The 26,083-nt window shown below is 36.0% G+C and carries 29 protein-coding genes, 1 tRNA gene and 1 pseudogene; 26 read left to right on the top strand and 5 right to left on the bottom strand.

Annotated features, from left to right (window positions below; all coding sequences use genetic code 11):
• Positions 1 to 3 precede the first annotated feature (3 nt).
• The 21 genes from argJ to RSTT_RS04925 all read left to right on the top strand — a co-directional run bounded on the left by argJ (position 4) and on the right by RSTT_RS04925 (position 15,631).
• Positions 4 to 1,206 carry a bifunctional glutamate N-acetyltransferase/amino-acid acetyltransferase ArgJ gene (gene argJ / locus RSTT_RS05015; RefSeq protein ID WP_096525888.1) on the top strand — a complete coding sequence of 401 codons (1,203 nt, stop codon included), beginning with the start codon at positions 4 to 6 and terminating at the stop codon, positions 1,204 to 1,206.
• A 97-nt stretch (positions 1,207 to 1,303) separates the two neighbouring features.
• On the top strand, positions 1,304 to 1,912 hold the full coding sequence (locus tag RSTT_RS05010; protein WP_015423674.1) for an L-threonylcarbamoyladenylate synthase: 609 nt from the start codon (positions 1,304 to 1,306) through the stop codon (positions 1,910 to 1,912).
• A 354-nt stretch (positions 1,913 to 2,266) separates the two neighbouring features.
• Positions 2,267 to 3,517: a serine hydroxymethyltransferase gene (gene glyA / locus RSTT_RS05005; RefSeq protein WP_096525887.1), complete on the top strand. Its 1,251-nt coding sequence runs from the start codon at positions 2,267 to 2,269 to the stop codon at positions 3,515 to 3,517.
• 73 nt (positions 3,518 to 3,590) lie between these two features.
• A tRNA-Asp gene (locus RSTT_RS05000) sits at positions 3,591 to 3,665 on the top strand.
• A 569-nt stretch (positions 3,666 to 4,234) separates the two neighbouring features.
• On the top strand, positions 4,235 to 4,366 hold the full coding sequence (locus tag RSTT_RS06855) for a hypothetical protein (RefSeq protein WP_269457760.1): 132 nt from the start codon (positions 4,235 to 4,237) through the stop codon (positions 4,364 to 4,366).
• 67 nt (positions 4,367 to 4,433) lie between these two features.
• Positions 4,434 to 5,219, top strand: coding sequence for an inositol monophosphatase family protein (locus RSTT_RS04995; RefSeq protein ID WP_015423672.1), 786 nt, complete (start codon positions 4,434 to 4,436; stop codon positions 5,217 to 5,219).
• Positions 5,206 to 5,844: an endonuclease III gene (gene nth, locus RSTT_RS04990; RefSeq protein WP_096525886.1), complete on the top strand. Its 639-nt coding sequence runs from the start codon at positions 5,206 to 5,208 to the stop codon at positions 5,842 to 5,844. The genes RSTT_RS04995 and nth overlap by 14 nt, the downstream gene beginning before the upstream one ends.
• A 302-nt stretch (positions 5,845 to 6,146) precedes the next feature.
• Complete coding sequence (gene pheA, locus RSTT_RS04985) at positions 6,147 to 7,226, top strand: prephenate dehydratase (protein WP_096525885.1); 1,080 nt, start codon at positions 6,147 to 6,149, stop codon at positions 7,224 to 7,226.
• A 208-nt stretch (positions 7,227 to 7,434) separates the two neighbouring features.
• Entirely contained in the window at positions 7,435 to 8,568 is a 1,134-nt protein-coding gene (gene hisC, locus RSTT_RS04980) for a histidinol-phosphate transaminase (RefSeq protein WP_096525742.1), read from the top strand.
• 41 nt (positions 8,569 to 8,609) lie between these two features.
• Positions 8,610 to 9,632 (top strand): 3-deoxy-7-phosphoheptulonate synthase, encoded by a 1,023-nt coding sequence (aroF, locus tag RSTT_RS04975; protein WP_015423552.1) that lies wholly within the window; start codon positions 8,610 to 8,612, stop codon positions 9,630 to 9,632.
• 107 nt (positions 9,633 to 9,739) lie between these two features.
• A complete protein-coding gene (locus tag RSTT_RS04970) occupies positions 9,740 to 9,979 on the top strand; it encodes a hypothetical protein (protein WP_096525884.1) in 240 nt (79 codons plus the stop codon).
• The gene (locus tag RSTT_RS04965; protein ID WP_096525883.1) at positions 9,979 to 10,734 is read left to right on the top strand and encodes a hypothetical protein; all 756 of its coding nucleotides are present in this window, start codon (positions 9,979 to 9,981) and stop codon (positions 10,732 to 10,734) included. Before RSTT_RS04970 ends, RSTT_RS04965 begins: the two co-directional genes overlap by 1 nt.
• A complete protein-coding gene (locus RSTT_RS04960; protein ID WP_096525882.1) occupies positions 10,731 to 11,576 on the top strand; it encodes a DNA adenine methylase in 846 nt (281 codons plus the stop codon). Before RSTT_RS04965 ends, RSTT_RS04960 begins: the two co-directional genes overlap by 4 nt.
• Positions 11,577 to 11,608: 32 nt before the next feature.
• Positions 11,609 to 12,901, top strand: coding sequence for a 3-phosphoshikimate 1-carboxyvinyltransferase (gene aroA, locus RSTT_RS04955; RefSeq protein ID WP_096525881.1), 1,293 nt, complete (start codon positions 11,609 to 11,611; stop codon positions 12,899 to 12,901).
• 50 nt (positions 12,902 to 12,951) lie between these two features.
• Entirely contained in the window at positions 12,952 to 13,482 is a 531-nt protein-coding gene (locus RSTT_RS04950) for a lysophospholipid acyltransferase family protein (protein WP_231941946.1), read from the top strand.
• Between the two features lie 53 nt (positions 13,483 to 13,535).
• Positions 13,536 to 14,438 carry a 4-hydroxy-3-methylbut-2-enyl diphosphate reductase gene (locus RSTT_RS04945; RefSeq protein ID WP_096525880.1) on the top strand — a complete coding sequence of 301 codons (903 nt, stop codon included), beginning with the start codon at positions 13,536 to 13,538 and terminating at the stop codon, positions 14,436 to 14,438.
• A 39-nt stretch (positions 14,439 to 14,477) separates the two neighbouring features.
• Positions 14,478 to 14,798 carry a hypothetical protein gene (locus RSTT_RS04940; protein WP_095558918.1) on the top strand — a complete coding sequence of 107 codons (321 nt, stop codon included), beginning with the start codon at positions 14,478 to 14,480 and terminating at the stop codon, positions 14,796 to 14,798.
• 135 nt (positions 14,799 to 14,933) lie between these two features.
• Positions 14,934 to 15,062 carry a S1 RNA-binding domain-containing protein gene (locus RSTT_RS07135; RefSeq protein ID WP_197701994.1) on the top strand — a complete coding sequence of 43 codons (129 nt, stop codon included), beginning with the start codon at positions 14,934 to 14,936 and terminating at the stop codon, positions 15,060 to 15,062.
• Positions 15,022 to 15,189 carry a S1 RNA-binding domain-containing protein gene (locus RSTT_RS06850; RefSeq protein ID WP_172412878.1) on the top strand — a complete coding sequence of 56 codons (168 nt, stop codon included), beginning with the start codon at positions 15,022 to 15,024 and terminating at the stop codon, positions 15,187 to 15,189. Before RSTT_RS07135 ends, RSTT_RS06850 begins: the two co-directional genes overlap by 41 nt.
• A complete protein-coding gene (locus tag RSTT_RS04930; RefSeq protein WP_096525878.1) occupies positions 15,186 to 15,380 on the top strand; it encodes a S1 RNA-binding domain-containing protein in 195 nt (64 codons plus the stop codon). Before RSTT_RS06850 ends, RSTT_RS04930 begins: the two co-directional genes overlap by 4 nt.
• Positions 15,359 to 15,631, top strand: coding sequence for a S1 RNA-binding domain-containing protein (locus RSTT_RS04925; RefSeq protein WP_096525877.1), 273 nt, complete (start codon positions 15,359 to 15,361; stop codon positions 15,629 to 15,631). The genes RSTT_RS04930 and RSTT_RS04925 overlap by 22 nt, the downstream gene beginning before the upstream one ends.
• A 266-nt stretch (positions 15,632 to 15,897) precedes the next feature.
• Here the strand turns inward: RSTT_RS04925 and RSTT_RS07130 are convergent, their stop codons facing one another.
• Both RSTT_RS07130 and RSTT_RS04915 read right to left on the bottom strand, forming a co-directional pair.
• The gene (locus tag RSTT_RS07130) at positions 15,898 to 16,029 is read right to left on the bottom strand and encodes a putative glycoside hydrolase (protein ID WP_096525876.1); all 132 of its coding nucleotides are present in this window, start codon (positions 16,027 to 16,029) and stop codon (positions 15,898 to 15,900) included.
• Between the two features lie 274 nt (positions 16,030 to 16,303).
• A pseudogene (locus RSTT_RS04915) lies at positions 16,304 to 16,585 on the bottom strand (putative glycoside hydrolase); the annotation flags it as partial.
• A 350-nt stretch (positions 16,586 to 16,935) separates the two neighbouring features.
• Here RSTT_RS04915 and RSTT_RS04910 point away from each other — a divergent pair.
• The 5 genes from RSTT_RS04910 to RSTT_RS06270 all read left to right on the top strand — a co-directional run bounded on the left by RSTT_RS04910 (position 16,936) and on the right by RSTT_RS06270 (position 23,151).
• Positions 16,936 to 18,522, top strand: a complete 1,587-nt coding sequence (locus RSTT_RS04910) for a DOMON domain-containing protein (RefSeq protein ID WP_096525874.1) — start codon at positions 16,936 to 16,938, stop codon at positions 18,520 to 18,522.
• Positions 18,523 to 18,613: 91 nt separating this feature from the next.
• Positions 18,614 to 19,237, top strand: a complete 624-nt coding sequence (locus RSTT_RS04905; protein ID WP_015423666.1) for an MBL fold metallo-hydrolase — start codon at positions 18,614 to 18,616, stop codon at positions 19,235 to 19,237.
• Positions 19,238 to 19,500: 263 nt separating this feature from the next.
• Entirely contained in the window at positions 19,501 to 19,680 is a 180-nt protein-coding gene (locus RSTT_RS06690; RefSeq protein ID WP_149030050.1) for a hypothetical protein, read from the top strand.
• A 2,149-nt stretch (positions 19,681 to 21,829) separates the two neighbouring features.
• Positions 21,830 to 22,714, top strand: coding sequence for a site-specific tyrosine recombinase XerD (xerD, locus tag RSTT_RS04900; RefSeq protein WP_096525873.1), 885 nt, complete (start codon positions 21,830 to 21,832; stop codon positions 22,712 to 22,714).
• Between the two features lie 260 nt (positions 22,715 to 22,974).
• Positions 22,975 to 23,151 (top strand): hypothetical protein, encoded by a 177-nt coding sequence (locus tag RSTT_RS06270; protein ID WP_158302848.1) that lies wholly within the window; start codon positions 22,975 to 22,977, stop codon positions 23,149 to 23,151.
• 49 nt (positions 23,152 to 23,200) lie between these two features.
• On the opposite strand, the gene larE is transcribed toward RSTT_RS06270, so the two are convergent.
• The 3 genes from larE to larB are packed head-to-tail and all read right to left on the bottom strand — an operon-like array spanning position 23,201 to position 26,051.
• Positions 23,201 to 24,037 (bottom strand): ATP-dependent sacrificial sulfur transferase LarE, encoded by an 837-nt coding sequence (larE, locus tag RSTT_RS04890; protein WP_096525871.1) that lies wholly within the window; start codon positions 24,035 to 24,037, stop codon positions 23,201 to 23,203.
• On the bottom strand, positions 24,034 to 25,281 hold the full coding sequence (gene larC / locus RSTT_RS04885) for a nickel pincer cofactor biosynthesis protein LarC (RefSeq protein ID WP_015423663.1): 1,248 nt from the start codon (positions 25,279 to 25,281) through the stop codon (positions 24,034 to 24,036). The genes larE and larC overlap by 4 nt, the downstream gene beginning before the upstream one ends.
• On the bottom strand, positions 25,281 to 26,051 hold the full coding sequence (gene larB, locus RSTT_RS04880) for a nickel pincer cofactor biosynthesis protein LarB (RefSeq protein WP_015423662.1): 771 nt from the start codon (positions 26,049 to 26,051) through the stop codon (positions 25,281 to 25,283). Before larB ends, larC begins: the two co-directional genes overlap by 1 nt.
• Positions 26,052 to 26,083: the final 32 nt, after the last annotated feature.

The following is a 26,083-nucleotide window of genomic DNA, read 5'->3' as shown; positions in this document are numbered from 1 at the left end:
ATAATGCTTCCAAAGGGTTTTAAAATTGGTGGAATGCGTAGCGGTTTATCAAAAAAAGAAGGGAAAAAAGATTTGGCTCTTTTTGTTTCCGAGTCGCCTGCTAGCGCCGCTGGAGTATTTACAAAAAGTATTGTAAAAGCTGCGCCAGTTCTTATAGATATTGAAAGATTGAAAAAAGGAGGCAAATTTTCGGCTATTGTAGCAAATTCAGGGTGTGCAAATGCATGCACCGGCGACAAGGGGAAAAAAGATGCTGAGAATATGTGTTCGGCAGTAGAAAAATCCTTTAATTTTGAGATAGGGTCAGTTTTATGTGCTTCGACTGGCGTTATAGGACAATACTTAAATATTCTCCAGGACGACTTAAAAAAAAGTATTGATCTATTGAAAGGTAATATCGGCACATTATCAAAAAATGAAGTTGAAGCTGTCCTTGCAATAATGACTACGGACACTTTCATAAAGAAATCAGATATAGAAGTTGAAGTTAAAAGTGGCAAGATTAAAATATGGGGCTGCGTAAAAGGTGCGGGAATGATACATCCGAATATGCAGGGTCCTCATGCCACGATGCTTTCGTTTATTTTAACCGATGCTGAAATTGAGAGTAAAACTCTTCAGAAAATACTTGAAAATTCCGCAGACGAATCTTTCCATTGCGTATCTATTGATGGGGATACGTCGACAAACGATACCGTAATAGTCTTGGCAAACGGACAGAGTGGCACGGGAAAATTGTCGGAAGCAGATTTGGAAAAATTTATAAAAGCAGTTGACGAGCTTACTCTTGAACTTGCAAAATCTGTTGCAAAGGACGGCGAGGGAGCTACAAAATTTATTGAAATTGAAGTTAAAAATACTAAAACCAAAGAAGATGCTAAATTAATAGGTTCAACAATAGCTACGTCGCCGCTTTTTAAAACGGCGATTTTTGGTGCGGACGCAAACTGGGGAAGGGCTATTGCTGCCGCAGGCAGAGCGGGGGTAGAATTTGACCCCGATAAAGTTGATATATATATTGGGGGCGTGCATACTTTCAAAAATGGCATTGCATTAAATTTTTCAGAAGAAGAGGCAAAACAGTCGTTGCTTAAAAAAGAAGTTAAGGTCGTTGTAGATTTAAAAGCTGGTAAAGAAAACAGTAAGTATTATACGTGCGACTTTTCGTATGATTATGTTAAAATAAACGGTGACTACAGAACCTGAAAAACGGAATGAAAAATAAATATGTGTCCGCAAGAAACAAAAAGCGTCTATTCGCTTATCTATCTATGGAGTCTGTTCTGTAAATAAGGTAAAATGTATGGCTTTGAGGATTTCATCTAGGGATAAAATGGCGTATAAAAAGGTGGCAGAAGTCATAAGAAACGGCGGAATAGCGATTGTCCCTACTGATACAGTTTATGGTTTTGCCGTTGACGCTTTTAACATTGAAGCCCAAAAAGTGGTATATAAAATTAAAGGCAGAAGTCATAAAAAGTCGTTTATTCTAATGGTGCCGGATATTGAAAGCATAAGAATACTCGTTGAGATTCCCGAAAAAGCGTTGAAAATTGCCAAAAGATTCTGGCCAGGACAGCTGACATTGATACTTCCTACGACAGAAATGGGAAAGATTTTATCTGGTGGCAAGAAAGATTTGGGAGTGAGAATTCCTGACAGCAAGTTTATGTTAAAACTATTGAAAGAAATGGGCAGTCCTGTTTTTACGACTTCCGTCAATATGTCAAATAAAAAAAGTGCTAAAAATATAGACGAAACTTTAAGATTTGATGAAATGGTTGATATTGCAGTTGACGGCGGACAGTGTAGATTTTCTTTTGAGTCTACGGTTATAGACATGGTAAAATTTCCATATATGGTTGTCCGCAGAGGCTGTTTGGATACTGATAAGATATTAAAGTGTATATAAACTTGAAATATTTATGCAGGGGAAATAATATATAGAAAAAATGAAAAAAGAGATATTTGTAATGCTGTGTTTTTAAACGGGAAGTGCAGGCTAAAAGAGATTGAAGCTGAATCTGTTGACAACTCTTTATCTGATGGTTATCGCAGAAATAACTGATTAAAATACCTACTGGCGGCAAGAGCAGAAAATCGATAAGAATTTAAAGAAGAGTTTGCATAGTGCTATTGGCAAGATTTTATCACGGGAGGACAAACTAAAAAGATAATTTATGTGCTTGTATCGCTGAAGTAAAAGTAAAAGCAAGTTTGCCAGAACACCGTGAGTACTTATTAACAGAATATAGAGGAGAGTAAAATGGAAAACATAAAAAAAAATGATATTGAAATTCATGATATGCTGGTAAAAGAACTTAAGAGACAGAGGGAAACCATAGAACTTATAGCTTCCGAAAATATAGCTTCACAGTCGGTTATGGAAGCTCAGGGTTCTTGTCTTACAAATAAATATGCTGAAGGGTATCCGGGTAAAAGGTATTATGGCGGATGCGAAGTTGTTGATATAGCGGAAACTATTGCGATAGAACGGGCAAAAAAACTTTTTAATGCAAGATTTGCAAATGTACAGCCACATTCCGGCGCTCAGGCAAATTTTGCTATATTACTTGCCCTTTTAAAACCCGGCGATACTATTATGGGTCTTAGTTTATCACACGGTGGACATTTGACGCACGGCAGTCCTTTTAACGTTTCAGGCAAATGGTTTAATGTTATTTCTTATTCGGTGAGCGAAAAAACAGGCTGTATAGATTATAATGAAATAGAGAGTCTTGTGCTTGAACATAAGCCAAAACTTATAATCAGCGGTGCAAGTGCATATTCAAGAATCTGGGATTGGGAAAGAATAAGCGGAATTGCAAAAAAAGTTAGTGCTTATCACATGTCGGATATGGCTCATTATGCGGGTTTGGTTGCTGCGGGTATCTATCCGTCGCCTGTAGGATATGCCGATATTACTACGACTACCACTCATAAAACACTTCGCGGACCTCGCGGCGGTTTAATTCTTACTAACAATGAAGAGCTAGCAAAAAAAATTAATTCCGCAATTTTCCCCGGAGAACAGGGCGGACCTTTAATGCATGTCATAGCTGCAAAAGCCGTGGCTTTCGGTGAAGCTCTTAAACCTGAATTTAAAGAATATCAAAAGCAGGTTTTAGCCAATGCAAAACAGCTTGCTGAAACTTTGGAAGAGGGAAAATTGAAAATTGTTTCCGGCGGCACTGATTCTCACATGTTTTTGGTTGATTTGAGACCTTTGAACGTTAAGGGTAAAAATGCGCAGGATGCTTTGGAAAAAGCAGGGATAACTTTAAATAAAAACGGAATACCTTATGACCTTGAAAAACCGACTATGACGTCAGGAATAAGAATCGGTTCGCCGGCTGTAACTACAAGAGGTATGAAAGAGCCTGAAATGGTAAAAATAGCAGAAGCTATAATTAAAGTTCTCAAAAATATTGATAATGAGAAAATAATTTCTGAAGTCAGTACTGATATGTTGAAACTTTGTCAGGAATTTCCTATATACAGAGGGTTGGAATATTAGTCTTAATCATTAACCGTGATGATTATGTCTTTGGGCTATTTCTTTCTGCTAGTTGAAATATTGAATAAGCTTTGGGGATGTGGTGTAGCCTGGTTAACACACTGCCCTGTCAAGGCAGAGATCGCGGGTTCAAATCCCGTCATCCCCGTGTATTCTGAAAAAATTCCCGGATTTTTAAAATTTATCAGATGTGTCAAGTCGTCGGATAGGCTTAAGTGGAGAAATCACTGTTATGTTTGGCGTGTTATATTTTTTGCTTTGAGTACATGCAATAAATATAAATTATTTTGTCTGTCCGGAGAAAGTCAAAATTGTAACTTTTGCTGAAAATTAAGAAAATCCCGTCAGGAGAGAGACAAAAGCTTTTGTTTTAATTTTAAGAAGTTTTTGCGGTATCTATAAATTTTCTATTGGTTCTTAGTCTGTAAAAATTTTCATATTTGCTCGTAAAAATAAGCTTGATATATTATGGAATTTTAATATTTGCAAAAACAACGGTAATTGTGGTAAATTATTGCTGATTTTGGTGAAAATACTGTAGCGATTACCGCAAAATGAAAGTTCTTAAGATTTGTAAGTAAACAAAAATTTGTATGATGGATAGAAATGTGCGTTTAGGATATGAACCCGCTAGTGCTTGAAAATTTATATGTTTTGTTTCGAATGCGAGAGTTTTTGAAATAGAAAAACCTGTATAAAAATTCTGCTTTATTAAAGATGAAAAAAGATGATGTTTTACCTTTCGGTAGCAGAAGTGTAAATTTCTCGTCAAACGTTTCCCGCAGCTTAAGTTTAGATAATGAAAAGAATTTGATATTTTATTTTACAGATGGAAAACAATATAATTGAGAAACTTTATAATAGTGGTGATAGAATAAATTTATGACTGTATAAATTAAAAAGGTAAGGAACATGTATGAAATTTTCATCTTATACAAATACGGCTCTGGACGCCGCAAAAGCTGGAACAGAAGTGCTTCTTAAATATTACAACGGTATACTTAATGTTGAATATAAGGGGGAAACTGATCCGGTTACTCAAGCTGATAGAAATTCACAAAAAGCTATAATAAAAGCAATAAAAATCGTTTTTCCTCATCACGGTATTTTGGCGGAAGAAGATGGCGTAAACGAAGTAAAAGAAGATTATTGCTGGATTGTAGATCCTCTCGACGGCACTGTAAATTTTGTGCATGGCATGCCGATGTTTTGCGTTTCTATAGGATTAAAATATAAAGATGAGATTATTTCGGGAGTGATTTATTCTCCGGTTACAAAAGAAGTTTTTATATCAGAAAAAAATAAAGGAGCATGGCTTAACGGACAAAAAATTAAAGTCTCAAAGATAGAAGATACGATTCGCTCTTTAGCTGTTACGGGCTTTCCTTATTACGTCCGAAAAAACAGTGCGGGAGTAATAAAAAATTTCAAAAATATAATGCTTGAGTGTCAGGGAATAAGAAGACTTGGATCTGCGGCTTTAGATATGGCTTATGTTGCGTGCGGTCGTTTTGATTTCTTTTGGGAAGAAGGGTTGAAGCCATGGGATATCGCTGCCGGCGCTTTGTTAGTTGAAGAAGCAGGTGGGAAAGTATCAGATTATTGCGGTTCAAAAGATTTTATATTTAAAAATACAATGCTTGCATCCAACGGTTCTATAATGCACGAAAAAATACTTAAAATCATCAATGGAAAAAAATAAAAAAGAACATGTGGTAAGAATAATAAAAATTTTAGAAAAAGATTACGGGCATGTAGAATGCGCTCTTAATTTTTCTAGTCCTTTTGAACTTCTTGCGGCGACTATTTTGTCTGCACAGTGTACGGATGAAAGAGTTAATAAGGTAACAAAAGATCTTTTTAAAAGATATAAAAGCGTAGAAGATTATGCGAATGCCGATATTTTAGAACTTGAGAATTATATAAAATCTGCGGGATTTTTCAGGAATAAAGCAAAAAATATTATTAAATCCGCCCAGATGGTTATAAATAAATATAACGGAGACGTGCCGCAGACTATGAAAGAACTGCTTGAACTTAGCGGTGTTGCAAGAAAAACTGCAAACGTTGTTTTAGGAAGTGCTTTCGGAAAATCTGAGGGTATTGCTGTTGATACGCATGTTATAAGAATTACAAATTTGCTGAAACTTACAGAGTATGACGATCCGGTTAAAATTGAAAAAGATTTAATGAAAACAATTCCTAAAAAATACTGGATGAACTTTTCTTTTCTGATACAGACCTTGGGAAGAATAATTTGCAAAGCTAGAAACCCTGGTCATATAGTTTGTCCGCTGAATGAAATTTGTCCGTCATCACAGAAATAACGTATTTTTGAATTTACGATTGATTGTGAACAATTTGAAATGCCTGAAACCTCATTATTTTGTTATGTCAGCGCGTATAAAAACAGGTTGCGGAGATGTACTTAGCAATAAAATATTTTTTAATGTTTTTAACGTGAACTGCAACTGCAATAGAAGAGTGAAAAAACAAATAGATTTTCCGCAGTTGGTAATTTTGAATAAAGAGGGGTAAATATATTTATATAAATATTATAGAGGGGAAAATAAGGATAAGGATAGAAAAAGGGTTAGATTTTAAGAGGTAAGGGGTGGGGGGGGGATAAATGGCGTCAAAGATACAATTACAGAGTGCAAGGAAGAGGATAGATAAAGTTGATAAAGAAATAGCAAGACTTATAAATAGAAGGGCGGAGCTTGCGTTAGAAGTGGGTAAAGCAAAGGGCAGAGGGTATAAAGAAGGAGAGGGAGCGGTTTATGTGCCGTCGAGGGAGAAAGAAGTTCTGAAGAATGTAATCTCATCTAAGAGTATTTTGGGGGAGGAAGCGCTGAAGAATATATATACGGAAATAATAAGTGCGTGTAGGAATTTGGAAAGTCCGACAAAGATAGCATTTTTAGGACCGTGGGCGACGTTTACGCATCAGGCAGCGATAAAGAATTTCGGGTCGTCAGGATATTTTATTCCGGTTACAAGTCCTAGGGAAGTGTTGACAGAAGTTGAGAGCGGACGGGTGGATTTTGGAGTAGTGCCGGTAGAGAATTCGAATGAGGGTTCGGTGAATATGACGCTAGATATGCTTGTGGAGACGGAGCTTAAAATATGTGCGGAGATAAGTTTGAAGATAGAGCAGTGTTTTCTAGTAAAAGATAGGAAGAGTAAGATATTGAGGATATATTCGCATGAGCATGCATTGGCGCAGTGCAGGAATTGGACGCTGAGGAATTATCCGGAAGCGGAATTGATACCTGTATCATCGACGGCGGAAGCGGCGAAGAAAGTGGTGAAAGAAGATTTTGCGGCAGCGATAGCAGGAGAGGCGTCGGCGAAGATATATGATTTGTATATATTGCATAAAGGGATACAGGACAGCAGGGAAAATTTCACTAGATTTTTTGTTATAGGGAAAATATTGACAAAGGCGAGCGGGAAAGATAAGACGAGTTTGGTTTTTACAGTAAAGGATAAAGTAGGAGAGCTGTGCAATATACTGGGAATTTTTAACAGGAATGGAGTAAATTTAGCAAAGATAGAATCTCGTCCTACGAAGAAGAAAGCGTGGGAGTATATGTTTTTTGTTGATTTAAGAGGGCATGTTGAGGATGAAAATATAGTGAAGACGATAGAGAGTTTAAAACGCAGCTGTGTTTTTGTGAAGAGTTTAGGCAGTTATCAAAAAGCGTAAAGTGCGTAGAATTGAAATAGAATAAATGTTATTTTCCGCCTGTGCAAAATAAAGAAAAAAAGAATAAATATCAAATAATACCACCTCCAGCGCGGTCAGGTTGCAAAACGCAACAAAGAAAGGAAAGGCAGTTTGTATTATAGGGGATAATAAGTGGAAGACCGTTTTTAAGGATATGTTAAAAGAAAGTGATTGAAAAGAGTAAATAATGGATATAACAAAACTTATTAGAAAAGAGTGCGAAGGATTTAAGCCTTATGTTGCTGGGAAGCCGATAGAGACGATAAAAAGAGAAATGGGACTGAAATCGGTTATAAAACTTGCGTCGAACGAGAATCCGCTGGGAGCTTCAAAGAAAGCGATTGAAGCGATAAAAGAAAATTTAAAAGAGATATTTTATTATCCTGATTCAAATTCCTATGCGCTTAAAAAGGGCTTGTCTGAACATTACAGATTGGGGATAAGGAATATTTTTATCGGAGCTGGAGGAGATGAGATAATAGAGCTGATAGCTAAATTATTTTTTAATAAGGAAGAAGAGATAGTAATTTCGAAACATTCGTTTATAAGGTATGAAATGGCGGCAAAATTAATGGGTTCAAAAGCGGTAGTAGTTGCGATGAAAGAGGGATTTAAGCATGATTTAACTGCTATGGCTAAAGCATGTACGGAAAAGACAAAAGCGATTTTTGTGACAAATCCTAATAATCCTACCGGGACATATAATACTAAAGAGGAACTTTGTAAGTTTTTGAAAGAAATTCCTTTAAATAAAGCAGGACTTAAGCCAATTGTTGTGCTTGACGAAGCATATTTTGAATATGCGTCTTTAGATGAAGATTATCCCGACGGGCTTGATTTTTTAAAAGAGAATCCAAATCTGATAATATTTAGGACTTTTTCAAAGATATACGGACTTGCCGGATTGAGAGTAGCTTATGGTTTTGCGAGCGAGGAGATAGTAGATTATATTGAAAGAACACGGCCTCCTTTTAACGTTAATCGTTTGGCGCAGATAGGAGGGACAGCGGCAATAGGGGATAAGGAGCAGGTTACTAAAAGTCTGAAACTTGTCAAGGAAGGGAAAGAATACTTATATAAAGAATTCAGGGATCTAAAAATAGAATATATAAAATCGGCTGGGAATTTTATTCTTTTTAAATCATTTCCATATAAAGGGAAAGAATTATTTGATGCGCTTGTAAAAGAGGGAGTGATAATAAGGGCGCTGGATGAATACGAGCTTACGGATTGGGCGAGAGTGACAATTGGGTTGAGCGAGGAGAACGAGTTGTTTATAGATAAATTAAAGAAGATATTTGGCAGGGGTAAGAATAAGTAAAAATCGGCAAGAGAAAGAAAACACAATAAAGGTGAGGGGATATGATAATAACATTGAGGAAAGGAGCAAAACAGAAAGAAATAACAGCGGTGACAGAAAAGGTAAAAGGGCTTGGGTATAAGCCTCACGTTTCGAAGGGAGAAGATATTACGATAATAGGGATGATAGGAGACAGTGCGGAGAAATACAAGGAAGTTTTTGAAGCGATGGATGTGGTTGAACATGTAAATGAAATACAAAAGCCGTATAAACTTGCATCGAGAGAGTTCAAGAGAGAAAATACGGTGATTAAGGTGAGCAGGAATGTGGATATAGGAGGGAAGAAGATACATGTTATGGCAGGTCCGTGTGCGATAGAGAGCAGGGATTTGCTGAATGATACGGGAAAGATAGTTAAAGAGGCGGGAGGGACGATACTCCGAGGGGGAGCGTTTAAGCCGAGGAGTTCGCCTTATGCTTTTCAGGGGCTGGGAGAGGAAGGATTGAAATATATGGAAGAGGCAGGGGAAAAGCTGCATATGCCTACGATAAGCGAAGCGATGACGGTGGATCAGGTAGAGTTATTGTCAAAGTATTGTGATATTATACAGATAGGCGCAAGGAATATGCAGAACTACGATTTGTTAAAGGCGGCAGGAAAGCAGAAAAAACCTGTGCTTTTGAAGAGAGGGATGGCAGCGACAGTAAAAGAGTTATTGCTGTCTGCTGAATATATTCTTTCACAGGGGAACTATGATGTAATATTGTGCGAGAGAGGAATAAGGACATTTGAGGATTCAACAAGATTTACGATGGATTTAAATGCGGTGCCTGTGCTGAAAAAGTTTACACATCTGCCTGTAGTTTTGGATCCTTCGCACGGGATAGGAATAAGAGAACATGTAGGAACGATGGCGAAGGCGAGTATAGCGGTAGGAGCAGATGGGATAATAATAGAGGTGCATCCTCGTCCGGAGGAAGCGCTTTCAGATGGTCCGCAGAGTTTGCTGCCTGAGCAGTTTAGGAATTTGATGAAAGAACTTGACCTGGTGGCGAAAGCTGTTGGAAGGGAGCTGTTGGATTGATGCTGAAAGTGTGTATTGTGGGATTGGGACAGATGGGCGCTTCTTTAGGGTTAGCTTTAAAGAAAAACTGCAGCTTTTAACTCTCTAAAAAGAATTGCGTAAAAGTTATGGATATAACCGGAAAAATTAAGGGAATAAAATACAAAAAAGCGCTTGAGAAAAATCTGACTAAATTTAATTTGAAAAATTTTGATATAGACTCATCTCCGTCAAGCTCTTTGATTTTTGATGGACAAAATCTGTTTGCGATTTCGAAATGGGTATCTCCGAAAAGAACGCGTTCATATCCGTATGCAAGAATATATGATACTATACATATATCAAAAAAATTACTGTTATTCCGGTAATGAAAGATGAGGGTAAAAGCGGCGATAGGGATTTTCTGCAATGGGATACTGTTTCTATGATGTCTTTGCTTGATATTTACGTGATTTTTGCTTACTATTCAGATGCGAAGAAGTTAGAAAATAAGATTGCAGAACAAAAATTTGATAATGATTATATTATATCTAAAATAAAGGAAATAGAAGATTATCACAGTTCAGCGTTGCATTGGAATTTAAAAGAATTGACAGATTTGCATTTTATAGCAGATAAAATAAAGTACAGCTATTTAAGAATTGAGAAAAAAACAGGAGTAAAACTTCATGGTTTTAAAGGAATTGATGTTTTTAGGAATAAGATTAGTAAGAATATTAAAGATTTCGTGGAGTTTTCAAGAGAAAAAGCAAGGAAAGCACAAGTAAGAGAATACAAAACGATACAGCCTAAGGAAAGTTTGAATACATTATCAAAAGCTAAAATAACAATTTCAAATTATTTAGGCGGCAAGTATTTCTTTACGGTTGATGAGGTTGTGCTGAATAAAAATATTGTAAAGCTCGTGGAAAGTAAACACAGTAGAAATTCAGTTTTGCCGGGTGCGTCTGATATAAAAGATGGTTTGGTTAAAATGATTTTGTATCCCAAGTCGGTGCAAAAAGATGGTGATAATTGTTTTAAAACAAATAGTTTATCCGAAAAACAAAAAGAATTTGTAGAGAGAATTTTTAAAGAGGCAGAAGAAAATGACTTTATTGTTCAGATAGAGGGGATAAAGTGATAAAAAGCCCCTTGAGATATCCCGGCGACAAAAGCAGGGCTGTTGATTTAATATTAAAGATTATTCCGGATTTTAAAGAATACAGAGAACCGTTTTTAGGTGGTGGATCGACATTTATACGTTTAAAGCAAATTTTTCACGATAAATCTTTTTGGGTGAATGATTTATATGCTGAACTTTATGAATTTTGGCAGTACAGCCAAAAAGATATGAATAGGCTGGTCGGCAAGATTTATGAATGGAAGAAAAGATATGATGACGGAAAAAAACTTTATGAGTTTCTCAACGACAGTCTCTGCAATTTTACAGGTTTGGAGCAAGCCGCTGCTTTTTTTGTTTACAATCGTATTACATTCTCAGGTACAAGTTTAAGCGGTGGTTACAGCGATGCAGCTTTTAGAGAACGGTTTACTGAAAGCAGTATATTGAGATTGAAAAATATTGAAAAAATAGTTAAAAATACAAAAATAACAAATCTTGATTATGAAAAGCTGCTTGCAAAAGAGGGTAATTCTGTTTTTATCTTTTTGGATCATCCATATTTCTCGGCAAGAAAATCAGCGCTTTATGGAAAAAACGGGAATTTACATAAAAGTTTTGACCATAGGCGTTTTGCTGAAAATATGAAAAAGTGTAAGCATAAATGGCTTATAACGTATGACGATAGCGATTATATAAGGGATTTGTTCTCTTTTGCCGATATTTTCCCTTGGAATATGAAGTATGGAATGCGTAATGTATCTGAGTTTGGAAATCAGACCGGCAGAGAAATATTTATCTCAAATTATTTAACTGTTCTGCCTGAACAAAAATATTTAAACTTTTTAAAATATGTTGATTAATAAAAAATGATGATTGGAGATTCTGGTAGATTATGGAAATAAAACTTAAAAAAACTAACTATGTTTCAGGCGTGATTGAAGTTCCGTCTGATAAATCGATAACACATAGAGCTGTTATGCTTTCATCTCTTGCGGAGGGCAATTCCATTGTCAGAGATTATCTGCCGTCCGACGATTGCAACAGGACAATTGAAGCGTTTCGCCAAATGGGCGTAGAAATTAAAATTGATAATGGCAGTCTTTACATAAAAGGAGCAGGACTGAAACTTGCAAAACCACAGAACGGGAAATATAATATTTATGCTGGAAATTCAGGTACGACAACGAGGCTTCTTTCTGGCATTCTTGCCGGACAAGATTTTGAAACGGTTATTACTGGCGATGACAGTCTCTCAAAAAGACCTATGCGGAGAGTCATATTGCCTTTGTCGCAGATGGGTGCTAATATAAAATCAAATGACGGGTTGCTTCCTTTAATAATAAAGGGCAGAAATCCTTTAAAAGAGCTAAATTATGAAAGTGACAAGTCGACTGCGCAGGTAAAATCTGCGATTTTATTTGCGGGTTTATTTGCCGCCGGCGCGACAACTTACAAAGAGCCCGTGAAATCGAGAGATCACAGCGAAAGAATGCTAAAAGCTTTTGGAGTGAATATCACGGTCAATGGCAATTTCGTTACGGTTTATCCCGCGGAGAAACTTATTGCGCAGGACATAACGGTTCCGGGCGATATCTCTTCGGCTGCTTTTTTTATTGCCGCAGCTTTAATTGTGCCTGATTCAAATTTGACAATAAGGAATGTCGGAGTCAATCCTACTAGAGACGGGTTGATTGAAGTGTTAAAACAAATGGGTGCGGATATTACTTTAGCAAATATGAGAGAAATTTCTCAGGAACCAGTATGCGATATAGTTGTAAAATATTCTAAACTTAAAGCCGCAGACATTGACGCTTCTCTTGTCCCTCGTATGGTTGACGAAATACCTGTTTTTGTACTTATTGCAACGCAGGCGGATGGTATTACAAGAATTTCCGGTGCTAAGGAACTTAGGGTAAAAGAAAGCGATAGAATAGAATCGGTTACGAGCCAGTTTAAAAAACTCGGTGCACAGATCGAATCTCTTGAAGACGGATTTATTATAAACGGAAACAGCAAATTTAACCTTGCTGGCACTATTGTCGATAGTTTTGATGATCACAGAATCGCTATGACTTTGGCTATAGCTTCTTTAATCGCAGAAGGCGAAACCATAATCAGAGATTCGCATTGCGTTGATATATCTTTCCCCGGTTTTTATAAGGTACTGAATAATATATGCAGGTGAAAGAAAAATCCTCAATTTTATTCTTAGCGGGTAAACAGATGTTTAGAATTATGTTCAGCTTGTTTTATAGATGGCATATTGAGGGTGCAGAGAATATACCGCAATCAGGTGGAGCTGTTATTGCTCCTAACCACATAGGTTTTTTTGATTCTACGCTAACTGGTTCTGCAATAAAGCGTCCTGTGCATTTTATGGCAAAAAAAGAGTTGTTTGATATCCCTGGTTTTGGTTGGATAATTAAGCAGACAAATGCTTTTCCCGTTAAAAGAGGCATGCAGGATATTTCTGCAGTGAGAAATGCATTTTCTCTTCTCAAAAGCGGATGTTTACTTTTGGTATTTCCAGAAGGCACGCGTTCAAAAGATGGCAGAATAGGAAAAGCAAGAGCGGGTGCCGGAATGATAGCGTGCAACACTCAAGTGCCTTTAATTCCTGCAAAAATAGAAAACACGAATATGATGTTAAAGTTTAAACAAATAAAAATAAAATTCGGAAAGCCGGTATATCCTCCGAAAGACTTTGTAAAAAATGATTATATAAACCTGTCAAAAAGGGTTTTAGATATAATATCTGGAATGTAAGAAAATACAGAATTAAGAGAAGTGTTTAGTAAAACAGATTGAAGGACGCGTGAGTGGAGTTAAAGACAAAGTTAAGAGTTAAAATAGCAGAAAACGCAGGTTTTTGTTTTGGCGTTAGAAGAGCTATAGATTTGACTGAAAAAACTGCTAGCAAAGAGCGCAAAGTATATACTTTAGGACCTGTTATACATAATCCACAGGAAGTTAAAAGGCTTGAGAAAAAAGGCATAAAAACTTTAAAGGATCCGAAAAAGGTGAAAAGTGGTTCTATAATTTTACGCACGCATGGCATACCATGTAATCTTCATAAAAAACTTGAAGAAAATAAAAATATTAACGTAATAGATGCCGCATGTCCTTTTGTAAAGAGAGCTCAGAATACTATAAAACGGTTAAGCACGGATATAAAGTCTAAAGATAAAACAATAATAGTGGTTGGCGAGAAAATTCATCCTGAAGTGATTGCGCTCGTATCTTACGGTAGCGGTAAGTGTATCATTGTTGAAAATATAAAAGAAGCGCAGAAATTCAGAGCCAGAGGGGATTTAAATATTGTAAGCCAGACGACGCAGACTCCTGAAAATTTTAACAGTATTATAAAAGTTTTGAAAAAACGCTATAAAACGAAAGTTTATAATACGATATGCAAAGCGACTCTTGACAGACAAAAAGCAGCTGAAAAACTTGCAAAAAACGTCGATTTGATGATAGTAATAGGTGGTAAAAATTCGGGCAACACTACAAGACTTGCACAGATTTGCTCGGAGAAAACAAAGACATACCACATTGAAACAGCTTGCAGTATAAAAGAAAAGTGGTTTAAAAATATAAACAGCGTTGGTCTTACTGCAGGAGCATCAACGCCTGATTGGATAATAAAGGAGATTGAAATGAGGATAAAGGAAGTTGGTGCAAAACATTATCTTGAATTTATTTCAGCCGCTGACATTAAATGAAATTTCAGTTTGCACCTTAATTTTAGGAGAAGAAGCGAAATGATGGGAAATAGCAATTTAGATAAAGCGGTGACAAGTTTTGAATACGGTGAAAATATCAGTATGTCCGATTTGATGAGAAATTATGATAAAACCGACAATGCTGATTTTGAGAAAGAGCTTGAGGTGACGATTGTTGAAGAAAATGCAGACGGTTTTATGGTTGATTTGGGAGTGAAGTCCGAAGGAATAATTCCCCAAAAAGAGTTTGAGGAAAACAAAGTGCCGCTTGAACTTAAAGTCAGCGTAAAAGTAAAGATTTTAAGTGCTTGCGGACAGCCTGTTCTTTCTTATATGAAAGTTATTGAAGAAACAAAATGAGACGCGGCACAGGAAGCTTTTAAAAATGCTAAACGGCTATCCGGTACAATCAAAAAAATTATTGAAGACGCAAAAAATGCAGCAAGAGCATCTGCTTTGGAAAGTATTGCTGATGGGCAGATACTCTACGATACGGTGTCAAAGATCACCAATTTCGGAGCTTTTATTAATCTTGGCGAAATTGACGGACTTCTGCATATCAGTGATGTAGCGTGGCATAGAATTGAAAAATTTCACTCCGTATCCGTGGGAATTTGCGGATAAAAGATTTCCTGTAGGACTTATTGTGGAAGGTATAGTAACAGCAGTTATGAGTTACGGTGCTTTTGTAGAACTTGAACAGATTGCTTCATTCTTCCGAATGCATGGAATGACGGCGAAGCGATATTGAAAAAAGAAGTTAAAGAAGGACAAAAAATAAAAGTAGAAATTATAAATGTGGATAAAGATAAAAAAATCAGTTTATCAGTTAGAGAAATGTTTATAAATCACTGGGACGAAGCGTTCAGGCAAAATTATTCGCTGGGAACTGTTGTTAGAGTCGTAGTGCAAAAAAAACTGTGCCTTTTGGTGTGTTTGTAAAACTTCCAGAGGAAATTGAAGTATTTATAAATATAAACAATTTTTCATGGCTTGAAAGAGTAAAACGTCCGGAATATTTTCTTAAAAAAGGTGAGGAAGTTGAGGCTAAAATAATAAAAATTGATACAAAAAACAGAAAAATAGAACTATCAATAAAAAAACTTGAATTTGACAGGGAGAAAGAACTCATAAGGAAGTACTCAAATAAAGATGATAACCCGAAATTGGGCGATATATTGACAGAAGAATAAATCATTTTACGGTATTAGTTAGGTTTTAATTAGACATTTAATTTTTATTTATATCTTTTCTGCTTCAAAGTTTGTTTAGCTTTTGCGGTTTTTAATATTTTCGAGGGATAAACGTATCGTCCTCTTGTCCTTTTAGAGCATCTTTTGTGTAAATGCATCTAGGATTCTATAAAAGCCAGCTGCTTACTTTATTATCATAACATGCCTGTATTTGTGCTTTTACTTCATCTATGCCGTATTTATATCCTAAACTGAAGTCCTTGTAGTCATGGACGTAGTTTTTCGGCGGTTATTCTTTTCAGTGCGTCCGCTAGAGCAAAATAGACAATTTTGTACGGCTCTTTATTCGGCTCTGCAATTCCGTAATTCCATTTTCCGTAATGCGACTGATAAATCATAGGGCTACGTAATCAACCCCATTCCGTCATTTCAACTATTTTTTGTCCTATACTCATATCATATCTGTTGCCGTGGTTGTTAAACCGAAAACATCGATGGATATTTTTGCGCCTTTAGTTTTAAGCCGTTTGTTGGACTCTTTTAAAAAGTCTACTAAAGCTTTTAAGGCTTTATCCGCGGAATGCAGCTTGCTTTAACAGCAGTTTTTTTATATTGCCGTCAGGATGGGAAGCATCAAATTGTATTTCGTCAAAACCTATATTCACCGCTCTTTCAGCTATAGTCCTTATTGTAAGGGTCAAGCCATGCTATGTCTCTTCTGTCAGTCCAAATAGTGCCATCGGGATTTTTTACTGCAAGTTCAGGTTTTTTCCTTGCCATGGTATTGTCTCTGAAAACAACAATTCTTGCTATGGTGTAAATGTTTTTTTCTTTTAAATTGGAAATATATTTTTTTAGATCAGGGATTGCTTTCGCATAAGCTCCGTTTGCCTTCACAATTTTTACGCCGTCAATGAAACCCTTTCCTTCGTATTCTTTTATATCTATTACAGCGGTATTTAACTCTCCGCATTATCAAAAAGGTCTGCCGCGATTCTTCTGTGCTTTTCAGAGCCGCTTATCAGTGCGGAAAGGTGTAGCCTCCTATATATTTTCTTTTTGCTTTTTTTCCCGGTTTTATGTCAGTTAAAACTGTTGAAGCAACATCTGCATCTGATTGCTCTTCTTGTTAAAGTTGTTCCAATGTTACTAGTTTAGAATTTGCCTCATAGTTTGCGCATTCTGTAATGACAAATGAAAAGACTGGCAGAGGAATAAAAAAACTCAGACTTTGTTTTTTCATAGCATGATTATTGCATTAAAAATTGACAATCTTTGTCAATAATGATATAATATAAATAATTATGCATCTGAAAATTATATATGTTGCATTATTTATTTTTTTAAATTCCGCAGCTTTTGGCGAAGGAAATAGATATATAGTTTTTTTCGCTGAAAGTCCGGATATATTGTTGCCTGTTGTTGATAAAATGCTTTTATCAGAGCGTTTCTGTATGACTGTTCCCACAAATCCCATAATAGGTGTTCCTGAAAATTTGGAAAAACTTGTTTCATACAAAAAAATAGAATCGGCGGTTTCTTTGAGTCCTGAACCTGTTTTACCTGTTCTTGCAATGTTTTCCGGAGTAAAATCAGAGAGATCTGGCAGACAAAGTATTTTTGAAGAATATATTTCAAGTAATTTAAATAATTTTGAAATTAATACAAATACAAACAGGAACGCTTTCGGTATCTTTTTAAATTTTGCCGAAGTATCGCACAAGATACTGTATTATTTTGCAGGTTTAAGTCTACCATGGATTAATGCTGACAATATTGAAGAAAATATTGTAGGTGCTTATGATATTTATGGCGTTGCCGTATTTTCGCTCTATAAAAACTTCCCTTACAATCAGAAAGACATTATAAAGTGGCTTGAGACAAAGCATGAGAATATTATACCTGTTTTGCTTACAAAAAAACATCTGCAAGATGTGAAGTTTATGGAGTATCTGATAGATTTTTTTGATAACAGCAGATACATAAAGCCTGCGACGCCTTTGTATATAACTGAAGTTGAAAAAAATATGCTTCAGCAAAGAAATGTACGTTTCAAACAGTTTCCCGTAAATATTGAGCTGATGGAAAAACTTTATTCTGCGGTAAGTTTAATTAATAATTATGCGGATTTTCCTGATTTTAAAGAATATGCGTATAACAATGCCAAGAGCGAATTGATTTATCTTTGCAGTCTGGATCTGCTGAGAAATGCGTCTGCAGATAAAGCTGGTGGAAAAGGAATATTTGATGCCATCTTTAGGAATATTTACCATCTGTTAGGCACTGCATATCCTGAGAATAAGAAGTCAGATAATTCTTTGCATGCAGCAGTTCAAGCGGGAAAAAGAGATATTTCTGTCTCAGACGGACAAAGCGTTATTGACCGTATTTTAGACGGAATTGCGATATACAATAAAGGGCTGTTAAAATTGATAAAAGTTGTTTCAGAAAATAACAGCATAAAAATAAATCTTTATTTTGAAGATAAAAAGTGGAGTGAAAGCATTGCTTTTATAGATTTTTATATAGATTTAAATAATGTTTATGGAGTAGGAGCTACGTCGTTGCTTGAGGGCGTAAATGGTTTTTTAGCAGCAGAATCAGGGTGGGAATATGCTTTGAGAATATATAAAAATAAAGCTGTTTTGTACAAATATTCTTCAGATGGGGTTTCTATTGTTTCAGATTTGTTAGTCAACGATGCTTCTGTTTTAATACCGCAAAAATATATAAGGGGAAATCCTGTTAACTGGGGATATCAAGCTGTGATTGTCTCTGAAGTCGATGGTAAAAAAATTATCGCTGACTTTCTAAATCAAAGTGCTAAAACTAAAAAAACGGTTCTTTCTGAAAGACCTTTTCAATTGTCTGCCGTGAGATTGAGAAAGTAATAATACAAAATAATAAGCACGAATCTCTGTTGCAGTGTTAAAACTGCGGTCACTCGGACAGAGGCAGAGCAGGCGGGAGTGTGTATTTGCAATGATAAAAGTTAAAAAGATAATATCGGGCGGTTTAGAGGAAAACTGTTATGCAGTTTATGACTCTGAGAGTCTGCGGGCCGCAATCATAGATCCGGGCGAAGATGGGAAAAAGGTGATTTTTGAAATAGAAAAAGACAAATTAAAGCCTGAGCTACTTATAAATACGCATGGTCATTACGACCATGTACTTTCTGACGACCAGATACGTTTTGAATTTAAAATTCCGTTAGCTATACATAAATATGAAGCACAAATGCTTGTCGGTGATTATTACGGAAACGATTCCGGCTCGATTGGTTTTACCGTAAATGTCAGAGAACCTGAAGTACTGCTTGAAGACAATCAGGAAGTAAAATTGTCTTTTACAACTTTTAAAGTTATGCATACGCCGGGTCATACGAAAGGCTGTATATGTTTGTTGTTTGATGGTTTTTTAATTACCGGAGACACTCTTTTTGCTGGAACAATAGGCAGGACCGATTTTGATGGAGGAAGTTATGAAGAAATTCTGAATTCTCTTTCTAAAATAAAAAAATTAAATCCGTCTCTTGTTATTTATCCCGGGCACGGAAGCAATACGACGTTGGCTAATGAGATCAGACACAATCCGTACTTAAAATAGAATATTGAAATGATTGGATTGTTCAAATTAAAATTGCGTACATATATAAATATTTAATGCATTGCTAAGTAAAGCGGAATTTTGTAGAATTACTAATTATGATTATTAGAAGATATTAGAGACTTTAAAAAGTAATGGCACTTTTAATAATAGCAGTGTTAATGTGCTTATCAAAAATCGCCTATAGTTAATATTACTGTCCCGGAGTATACAAACTCCGTTGGTTAGTGTTCAATCAGTTCCGTTAACAATACCTTTAAAGCTTGATAAAGTTGTCATCGAAATGGATGGTCACTGTTTATCTCGTTCACAAAATTGCTGTATATTGGTTTGATGCGATGCTCTCTCTTACTCGAATATGCGTCAATAGGTTTTTAAAAAGGGGTTTAAGATTAAAAAAAGTAATGGCGGGATTAAAAGGGTGGTGTGACGGTCTTGTGTAAAGCAGAGAGAGTTATTAAACAGCCAATAAAGAGACTGTGATAGAAGCTCTCTTGCAGGCAGATACAAGAAATCTTATAATTATTAAAGGGGAAAAAAGTTGTGGACAGGTACGGCAAAAAGATATTGGCATGTGACTACAGATTTCGCATACGGAAACAGATATAAGATAGGCAATCGTGTGCTACTGTTTTGTACACTATATTATAGGATATACTTGCCCTTTTTCAAATATAGCGACTGTTGTTGGGGCTGGAAGATCTTATCGCTTTTTCGCTTCTTTATACTGGTGTTACTCTTACTACATGCTCATTTTTGGTATTTAAATTGTTACACTCCTGCCCAATCCATAAGTAGGCGTAAAAAAATGAGTAGTCAGCATAAAAGAAATATACTATATAGTAATTAATTAAGAGCTTGCAGAAATACAGGCTCTTTTTTTTTGCTTCCATTATGGTTATAATATATGAGTTGTTACCTGTTAAAAAGAAGCGAAAATGCTTGATAAATAACGAAAAAATACATTGAAAAATCAATGTAAATAATAGGCATAGATAGAGTATGCCGAAACGGGAATGAAAGCGAAGTGAGTTTGCCCACAATCCTATCAATAAAGAGAACAAATAATGGATTAGTCAACTTGTCGAAAACGAGAATGTCTTACGTGTATGAAAGCTTGCTCTGCAGGCTGGTTGTTCCAGAATGGAACATGAGTTAAAATAATAGAAAGATGTCTGCTTTCTTACTCTCACTTATGCTCCAAAATACCTGCCTAAGAGTTGTGCTGTTTAAAAAAACATCATATAACTGGTGGAATTATAAAATAATCTTGTTCAATGTGTATTCTTAAAATCTGATTATCAAAAATTCCTCAAATTAATTCTGTAAAGCATTCTATCCTAAAAAGTTTAAATATCGTATTATTGACGAATACGGCAAAAGAGATACGGAAACGTGTGATAATATTGTGGTATAAATTATATGCTTAATTTTAATACTACGAAGGGGGCTTATTCCTTTTAATCGTGATTATCTTTATAAAGGTCAACGCCCACCAATATGGAACTATTGTTGCTCTGATTAAAAAATGCTGGCGTAAAGGCAGAATATCTGTATCTCATGTTATTCCTGAAAGGATTGGATATCTTGAAAAGTATGCATAAGAACGGTACGAGACAGAGAGACAGATAGACCTTTTGGATATACTTTCTCTCACGGCTCAAAAGGAATAGACTTGAGGTGAGGTATGCTCTTGATCATAAGGACTTGATTGAGAAAAGCATATCAGTCGGATATTGTAAAAAAAGAAAAGGAAAGATTTAGTCAATTATAAAAATAAAAGATGAATGGATGCCGGTTTTAATTTAAAAGATTGTTTAGCACAGATTGAAAAAGATACAGGTTAAAGGGGGGGGGGGGGACATGTTTGATACTATGCTTTAGTCGGTGGGTTGCCGAAACGGCAGATTATTGGTAAGGCTACCTTTACGTTGAGAATGTTGTAAAAACAGATAGAAATGAGATGGGTTAATATTTAGTTTAGAGATATTCTATAATGTATGAAATTTCAGGTAAAAATTTAGAAAAATCAATAACACTTATAGATCTTCTTAACGGGCAGAATATGTTGTTATAGGGGTACAGCTTCATATTGATGGACAGGAAAGCTGGAATTTGCCTGCAGGTTCTTTATGGAAATGCACAATCAAGGTTCAAAGTTTATCTTTGTTTTATATAGGACGATAATTTATTACCTAAAGTGGGGTAGCTTAGGATAAAAATACTTATACATATTAGATTTGTTTGAATCGTAGTCAAGAGCAATATGCCTATTTAGAAAAAAAGTTTTCTACTGATAATCCGTGAAAAAACAAAGAGTGTTAAAGTTCTGTGAACTGAGTTCTCTTTTTTTTCCGGAATAATGTTCAGTCGCTTACGACCTGACAGGAAAACAAATAAAAAATGTTTTTGTAATAATTTTTTAATAATACAATTCCGCTCTTTAGAATTTTAGAACATATAATATCAAGCTAATGCCTTTTGTAGAGGGAGAGTTGCTTTTGAGAGAATAGGAAATTGTGGATTTGAGTCTTAAACTGAATTTGTCCAAAGTGATGGGTTCATATATTGTTGTCTGAAAGGTAATATATTATGACGGATTGTAAAGAAGCGCTTAATGATTTTATTTCCTATATAATCGTTGAGAAAAGGTTGTCAGAAAATACTGTTTTGGCTTATAAAGCTGATGTCTTAAAATTTATTAATTTTGCTAAAAAGAAGCAGATATCTCTTGAAAATTTTGAACATAATGATATAACTGATTTTTTGTGGGAAATGAAAACTGAAGGCTTAAAACCAAGATCTATTTTTAGAGTTATTGAGTCTTTGAGACAGTTCTATAAATTTCTGAATTCGGAAGATTTGGCTAAAAATAATCCTACCTTGTATCTGGCAACTCCAAACCTTCCTGAAAATTTGCCGGACATACTTACTTTTGACGAGGTCGATTTACTTTTAAATTCCATAAACGATGATGATGAAATGCATATAAGAAATAAGGCGATGCTTGAACTTCTGTACGCTGCGGGACTGCGGGTTTCAGAGCTTATAAATCTCAAATTTTCAGATATAAATTTGGAAGACTGTTTTTTAAGGACTATTGGCAAAGGTTCTAAAGAAAGACTTGTTCCTTTCGGAAACAAAGCTAAATTTTTTATTAGTATTTATTTAAAAAAAAGAAGACCCTGTTTAAATGTTAATGATCATATATTTATTTCAAGGCTCGGCAAAAAACTTTCAAGAATAGAGTTTTGGAGACAGCTTAAAAATATTGCCAAAAACGTAGGGATTAATAAAAATATTACACCGCATACTTTAAGACACTCTTTCGCAAGTCATCTACTTAAAGGTGGAGCTGATATCCGTTTTGTTCAGGAAATGTTGGGGCATGCTTCAATTACGACAACGCAGATTTATACGCATCTTGATGAGGATAGAATTGTACAGCAGCATAAAAAATTTCATCCGAGAGGATAAAGATTTTCATGAGTTTTCCGTTTGTCTAAGACAAAGGAACTTCGTCGTCGCGGCTTTTATCGTAATTTCGAATGTGATGGTGTCACATCTTTAATAGCGGTTTTATAATAAATTGCTGTTGGTATTGATAAAATTTAAGCCAGATGCGAACTTTAAATAATGAAATTGGACAGGTAAATAAAAAAGAGTTTATAGATGAAAAACTCAATTTTTAGTTTTGTATTATTATGTAATGTACTGTAAAGGGGATGTTTTATAAAGTGGATGAGCAGAAATCCGACCTCCACATTATAAATGGAGTATTGAGCATAACGAATGAGATTTTAAGGGAAAAAGCTGAAAAATTGGCAACATTGAACTGCGATAAGTTGAGAACAGGTATGAAAATGACAACAATAGAGAAAATTAAGGGTGGAATTAAAAATAAATCACAATAGTGCCAGTGGTTGGAAAAATATTTAAATAAATTGTGATGTCTTAATCTTTCTAAGTTTTGTAAAGAGATTTTACAATATTTATGGGTAGCATTTCATTCATACTTCCAGTGCGATATCCTATAATATCTATTGTAACATATGTAAAGCCAATTTCTTTGAATTGTTTATACACTTTCTCGCGCTGACTGCGTTCCATAAGAATATTAAATCCCAATTCATCTGTTTCAATACGAGCAAGATTTCTATGATGGCGCACCCTTACCTGTCTGAGTCCCATATCCAAGAGCAATTGTTCTGCGTGGTTTATCATTGACAAACGTTGCGGCGTAATATCTTCTCCGTAGGGAAGCCGTGAAATCAGGCAGGCAAAAGACTGCTTGTTCCATGTAGGCAGTCCAAGCTTTTTGGAAAGTGAGCGGATTTCATCTTTTGTGAGTTTTACATGACGAAGCGGACTTTTAACGCTGTATTCAGATACTGCTTTCAAACCCGGTCGGTAGTCTCTGTCATCGTCTATATTTGAACCTTCAGATACATTATATATGCCGTTATCTTTGGCTACAGACCAAATTTTTACAAACAACTCTTTTTTACACAGATAGCATCGGTTTGTCGGATTGCGGGAGAAACCTTTGATATTTAGTTCTTCTACATCGCAGATAATTTGACGTATGTTTTCTTTTTCGCAAAATGCTGTTGTTTCATTTAACTCGCGTTGCGGGAAAGAACATGATTTTGCAGTTACGGCAATGACCTTATTGCCTAAAACTCCGTGCGCCGTTTTCAGTAGGAAAGTAGAGTCTGTTCCGCCTGAAAATGCGACGATAAGATTGGCTAAGTCAGAGATATATTCTTTTAACATTTCATATTTTTGTTTTGTATTCATATTTTTTTCTCTTCATTTGTTTTATTACATAATACGGCATCATTAACTTCACTGAAAGATACATTATTTAAATGCGCTGCTTCCGCAATATCGTCATATTCCGGCTTAAATTTTTTTATATTATAACCTTCTCCTGTTTTTATTCGTATGCTGCCAAATAATGTTTGCTTTGTTAAAGTTTTGCGTTTTAATGCATAACGGTCGCAGATGGTTCGGCGTATGCCGAAAGTAGTTGTATGCCGCAGTATTAATTCTGCGAAGAAATGAGCTTTATATTCATTGCATATACAGGTAAGTAGAACTGCCGGACGGTTTTTCTTCATTTGAATTGGAACGGTAAAAACGTCCATAGCGCCTTCTTGTAATAATAAATTGATGGCAAATCCTACAGCTTCACCGGTCATATCGTCCAGATTGCATTGTAATTGCACTATGCGATCATTTATTTCGTCGTTGCTGTTTTCAGTTTCTCCTAAAAATGTGCGGAGACAGTTAACGTACTCAAAGTCTTTTGTGCCCATACCGTAGCCTATTTTTTGAACACGCATTTTGGGCATCTGTTCAAAACGCTTTACAAAGTGTTTGATAATAGCAGCTCCGGTAGGCGTGCATAGTTCTTCATGCGCATTTCTGCTGTAAATCGGAATGTCTTGTAAGATATATGCTGTTGCGGGAGACGGTACAGGTATTGCACCGTGTGCACATTGCACAAACCCACTGCCCACATTTATCGGAGATGCAATTGTTTCCTGCGGGGCAAGAGATTCCATTAATATGCATACACCGACAATATCTGCTATGGCATCTGCGTTGCCTAACTCGTGAAAATGAATCTGTTCTACAGAAATTCCATGTGCAGAAGCTTCAGCTCCGGCAATCAGCCGGTAGATGCTTAGCGCATTGTCCTTAACTTTTTGAGAAACAGACAATCTGGCAATAATATTTTCAATTTTTTCAAAACTTGTATGACTGTGCTTAAGAGAAAGATTGTTATGTTTATGAATGTATTTCAGAATAGCTGCATCTGCACAAGACTCTCCTATGCCGTCGTCAATGCTTACTCTGATATGCGTGCCGCTAATCCCACATTTTACGACAGACTCCATATTCACTTTAAGTCCTGGAATTCCGATTGAATTTATTTGTTTTAAGAAATCTGCTTTATCGTTAACTAATTCTAATAATGCTGCCGTCAGCATATCTCCGGCAGCTCCCATAGCGCATTCCAAATAAAGTGTTTTCATCAAATAGTCTCCATCTTATTGATGCGGTTGGCGATATAACCAGCGCCAAAACCATTGTCTATATTGACGACCGAAATGCCGTTTGCGCAAGAGTTAAGCATTGCAAGGAGTGCTGAAAGACCATTGAAATTGGAACCATAGCCGATGCTTGTAGGCACCGCGATAACTGGACAGCTCACAAGTCCTCCAATCACGCTTGCGAGAGCGCCTTCCATGCCTGCGACTGTTACAATGACGCGTGCTTTTGCTAGAATATTTTGCTGTGATAAAAGTCGGTGCAGTCCTGCAACGCCGACATCGTATAAGCGGATGACAAGGCTTCCCAAAATCTCTGCGGTAATGGCGGCTTCTTCGCATATGGGTATATCACTTGTGCCGCCGGATGCGATTACCATCGAGCCGACTCGTTGCGTTCTGCTGTCGCGTTCTGCAACGGCAAGTTTCGCGATATGATGATATTCCAAATTTATTTTCTGTTTGATTAAGAAATCTGCTGTTTGTCGGGAAATTCGCGTAATTATAATGTTATTTGAGCCTTTATCCAGCATATTGAATATGATATTTCTGATTTGTACGGGTGTTTTATTTTGTCCGTAAATCACCTCTCCTGTGCCTTGTCGAAGTCCTCTGTGATAATCGATATTGGCGTATCCCAAATCTTCAAAAGGGGCAGTCTGCATCCGCAACAATGCATCATCCGGGGATACTTGCCCGTCCTTTACACATTTCAATAATTCTAAAATCTGTTCTTTCCGGTTTGCTTTATTCATTTTTTTGTCCGTTTCTAAAACAGAAAAATATT

Source organism: Candidatus Endomicrobiellum trichonymphae (genome assembly GCF_002355835.1).
GTDB lineage: Bacteria > Elusimicrobiota > Endomicrobiia > Endomicrobiales > Endomicrobiaceae > Endomicrobiellum > Endomicrobiellum trichonymphae.
The sequence above is the reverse complement of the archived record's forward strand: the minus strand, read 5'-3'. Positions and strand labels throughout refer to the sequence as shown.

What these genes read in the sequence shown, in the direction of transcription:
- argJ (WP_096525888.1), top strand. Translation starts at nt 4, where the DNA reads ATGCTTCCAAAGGGTTTTAAAATTGGTGGAATGCGTAGCGGTTTATCA.
- RSTT_RS05010 (WP_015423674.1), top strand. Translation starts at nt 1,304, where the DNA reads ATGGCTTTGAGGATTTCATCTAGGGATAAAATGGCGTATAAAAAGGTG.
- glyA (WP_096525887.1), top strand. Translation starts at nt 2,267, where the DNA reads ATGGAAAACATAAAAAAAAATGATATTGAAATTCATGATATGCTGGTA.
- RSTT_RS06855 (WP_269457760.1), top strand. Translation starts at nt 4,235, where the DNA reads ATGAAAAAAGATGATGTTTTACCTTTCGGTAGCAGAAGTGTAAATTTC.
- RSTT_RS04995 (WP_015423672.1), top strand. Translation starts at nt 4,434, where the DNA reads ATGAAATTTTCATCTTATACAAATACGGCTCTGGACGCCGCAAAAGCT.
- nth (WP_096525886.1), top strand. Translation starts at nt 5,206, where the DNA reads ATGGAAAAAAATAAAAAAGAACATGTGGTAAGAATAATAAAAATTTTA.
- pheA (WP_096525885.1), top strand. Translation starts at nt 6,147, where the DNA reads ATGGCGTCAAAGATACAATTACAGAGTGCAAGGAAGAGGATAGATAAA.
- hisC (WP_096525742.1), top strand. Translation starts at nt 7,435, where the DNA reads ATGGATATAACAAAACTTATTAGAAAAGAGTGCGAAGGATTTAAGCCT.
- aroF (WP_015423552.1), top strand. Translation starts at nt 8,610, where the DNA reads ATGATAATAACATTGAGGAAAGGAGCAAAACAGAAAGAAATAACAGCG.
- RSTT_RS04970 (WP_096525884.1), top strand. Translation starts at nt 9,740, where the DNA reads ATGGATATAACCGGAAAAATTAAGGGAATAAAATACAAAAAAGCGCTT.
- RSTT_RS04965 (WP_096525883.1), top strand. Translation starts at nt 9,979, where the DNA reads ATGAAAGATGAGGGTAAAAGCGGCGATAGGGATTTTCTGCAATGGGAT.
- aroA (WP_096525881.1), top strand. Translation starts at nt 11,609, where the DNA reads ATGGAAATAAAACTTAAAAAAACTAACTATGTTTCAGGCGTGATTGAA.
- RSTT_RS04950 (WP_231941946.1), top strand. Translation starts at nt 12,952, where the DNA reads ATGTTCAGCTTGTTTTATAGATGGCATATTGAGGGTGCAGAGAATATA.
- RSTT_RS04940 (WP_095558918.1), top strand. Translation starts at nt 14,478, where the DNA reads ATGATGGGAAATAGCAATTTAGATAAAGCGGTGACAAGTTTTGAATAC.
- RSTT_RS07130 (WP_096525876.1), bottom strand. Translation starts at nt 16,029, where the DNA reads ATGATTTATCAGTCGCATTACGGAAAATGGAATTACGGAATTGCAGAG.
- RSTT_RS04910 (WP_096525874.1), top strand. Translation starts at nt 16,936, where the DNA reads ATGCATCTGAAAATTATATATGTTGCATTATTTATTTTTTTAAATTCC.
- RSTT_RS04905 (WP_015423666.1), top strand. Translation starts at nt 18,614, where the DNA reads ATGATAAAAGTTAAAAAGATAATATCGGGCGGTTTAGAGGAAAACTGT.
- xerD (WP_096525873.1), top strand. Translation starts at nt 21,830, where the DNA reads ATGACGGATTGTAAAGAAGCGCTTAATGATTTTATTTCCTATATAATC.
- larE (WP_096525871.1), bottom strand. Translation starts at nt 24,037, where the DNA reads ATGAATACAAAACAAAAATATGAAATGTTAAAAGAATATATCTCTGAC.
- larC (WP_015423663.1), bottom strand. Translation starts at nt 25,281, where the DNA reads ATGAAAACACTTTATTTGGAATGCGCTATGGGAGCTGCCGGAGATATG.
- larB (WP_015423662.1), bottom strand. Translation starts at nt 26,051, where the DNA reads ATGAATAAAGCAAACCGGAAAGAACAGATTTTAGAATTATTGAAATGT.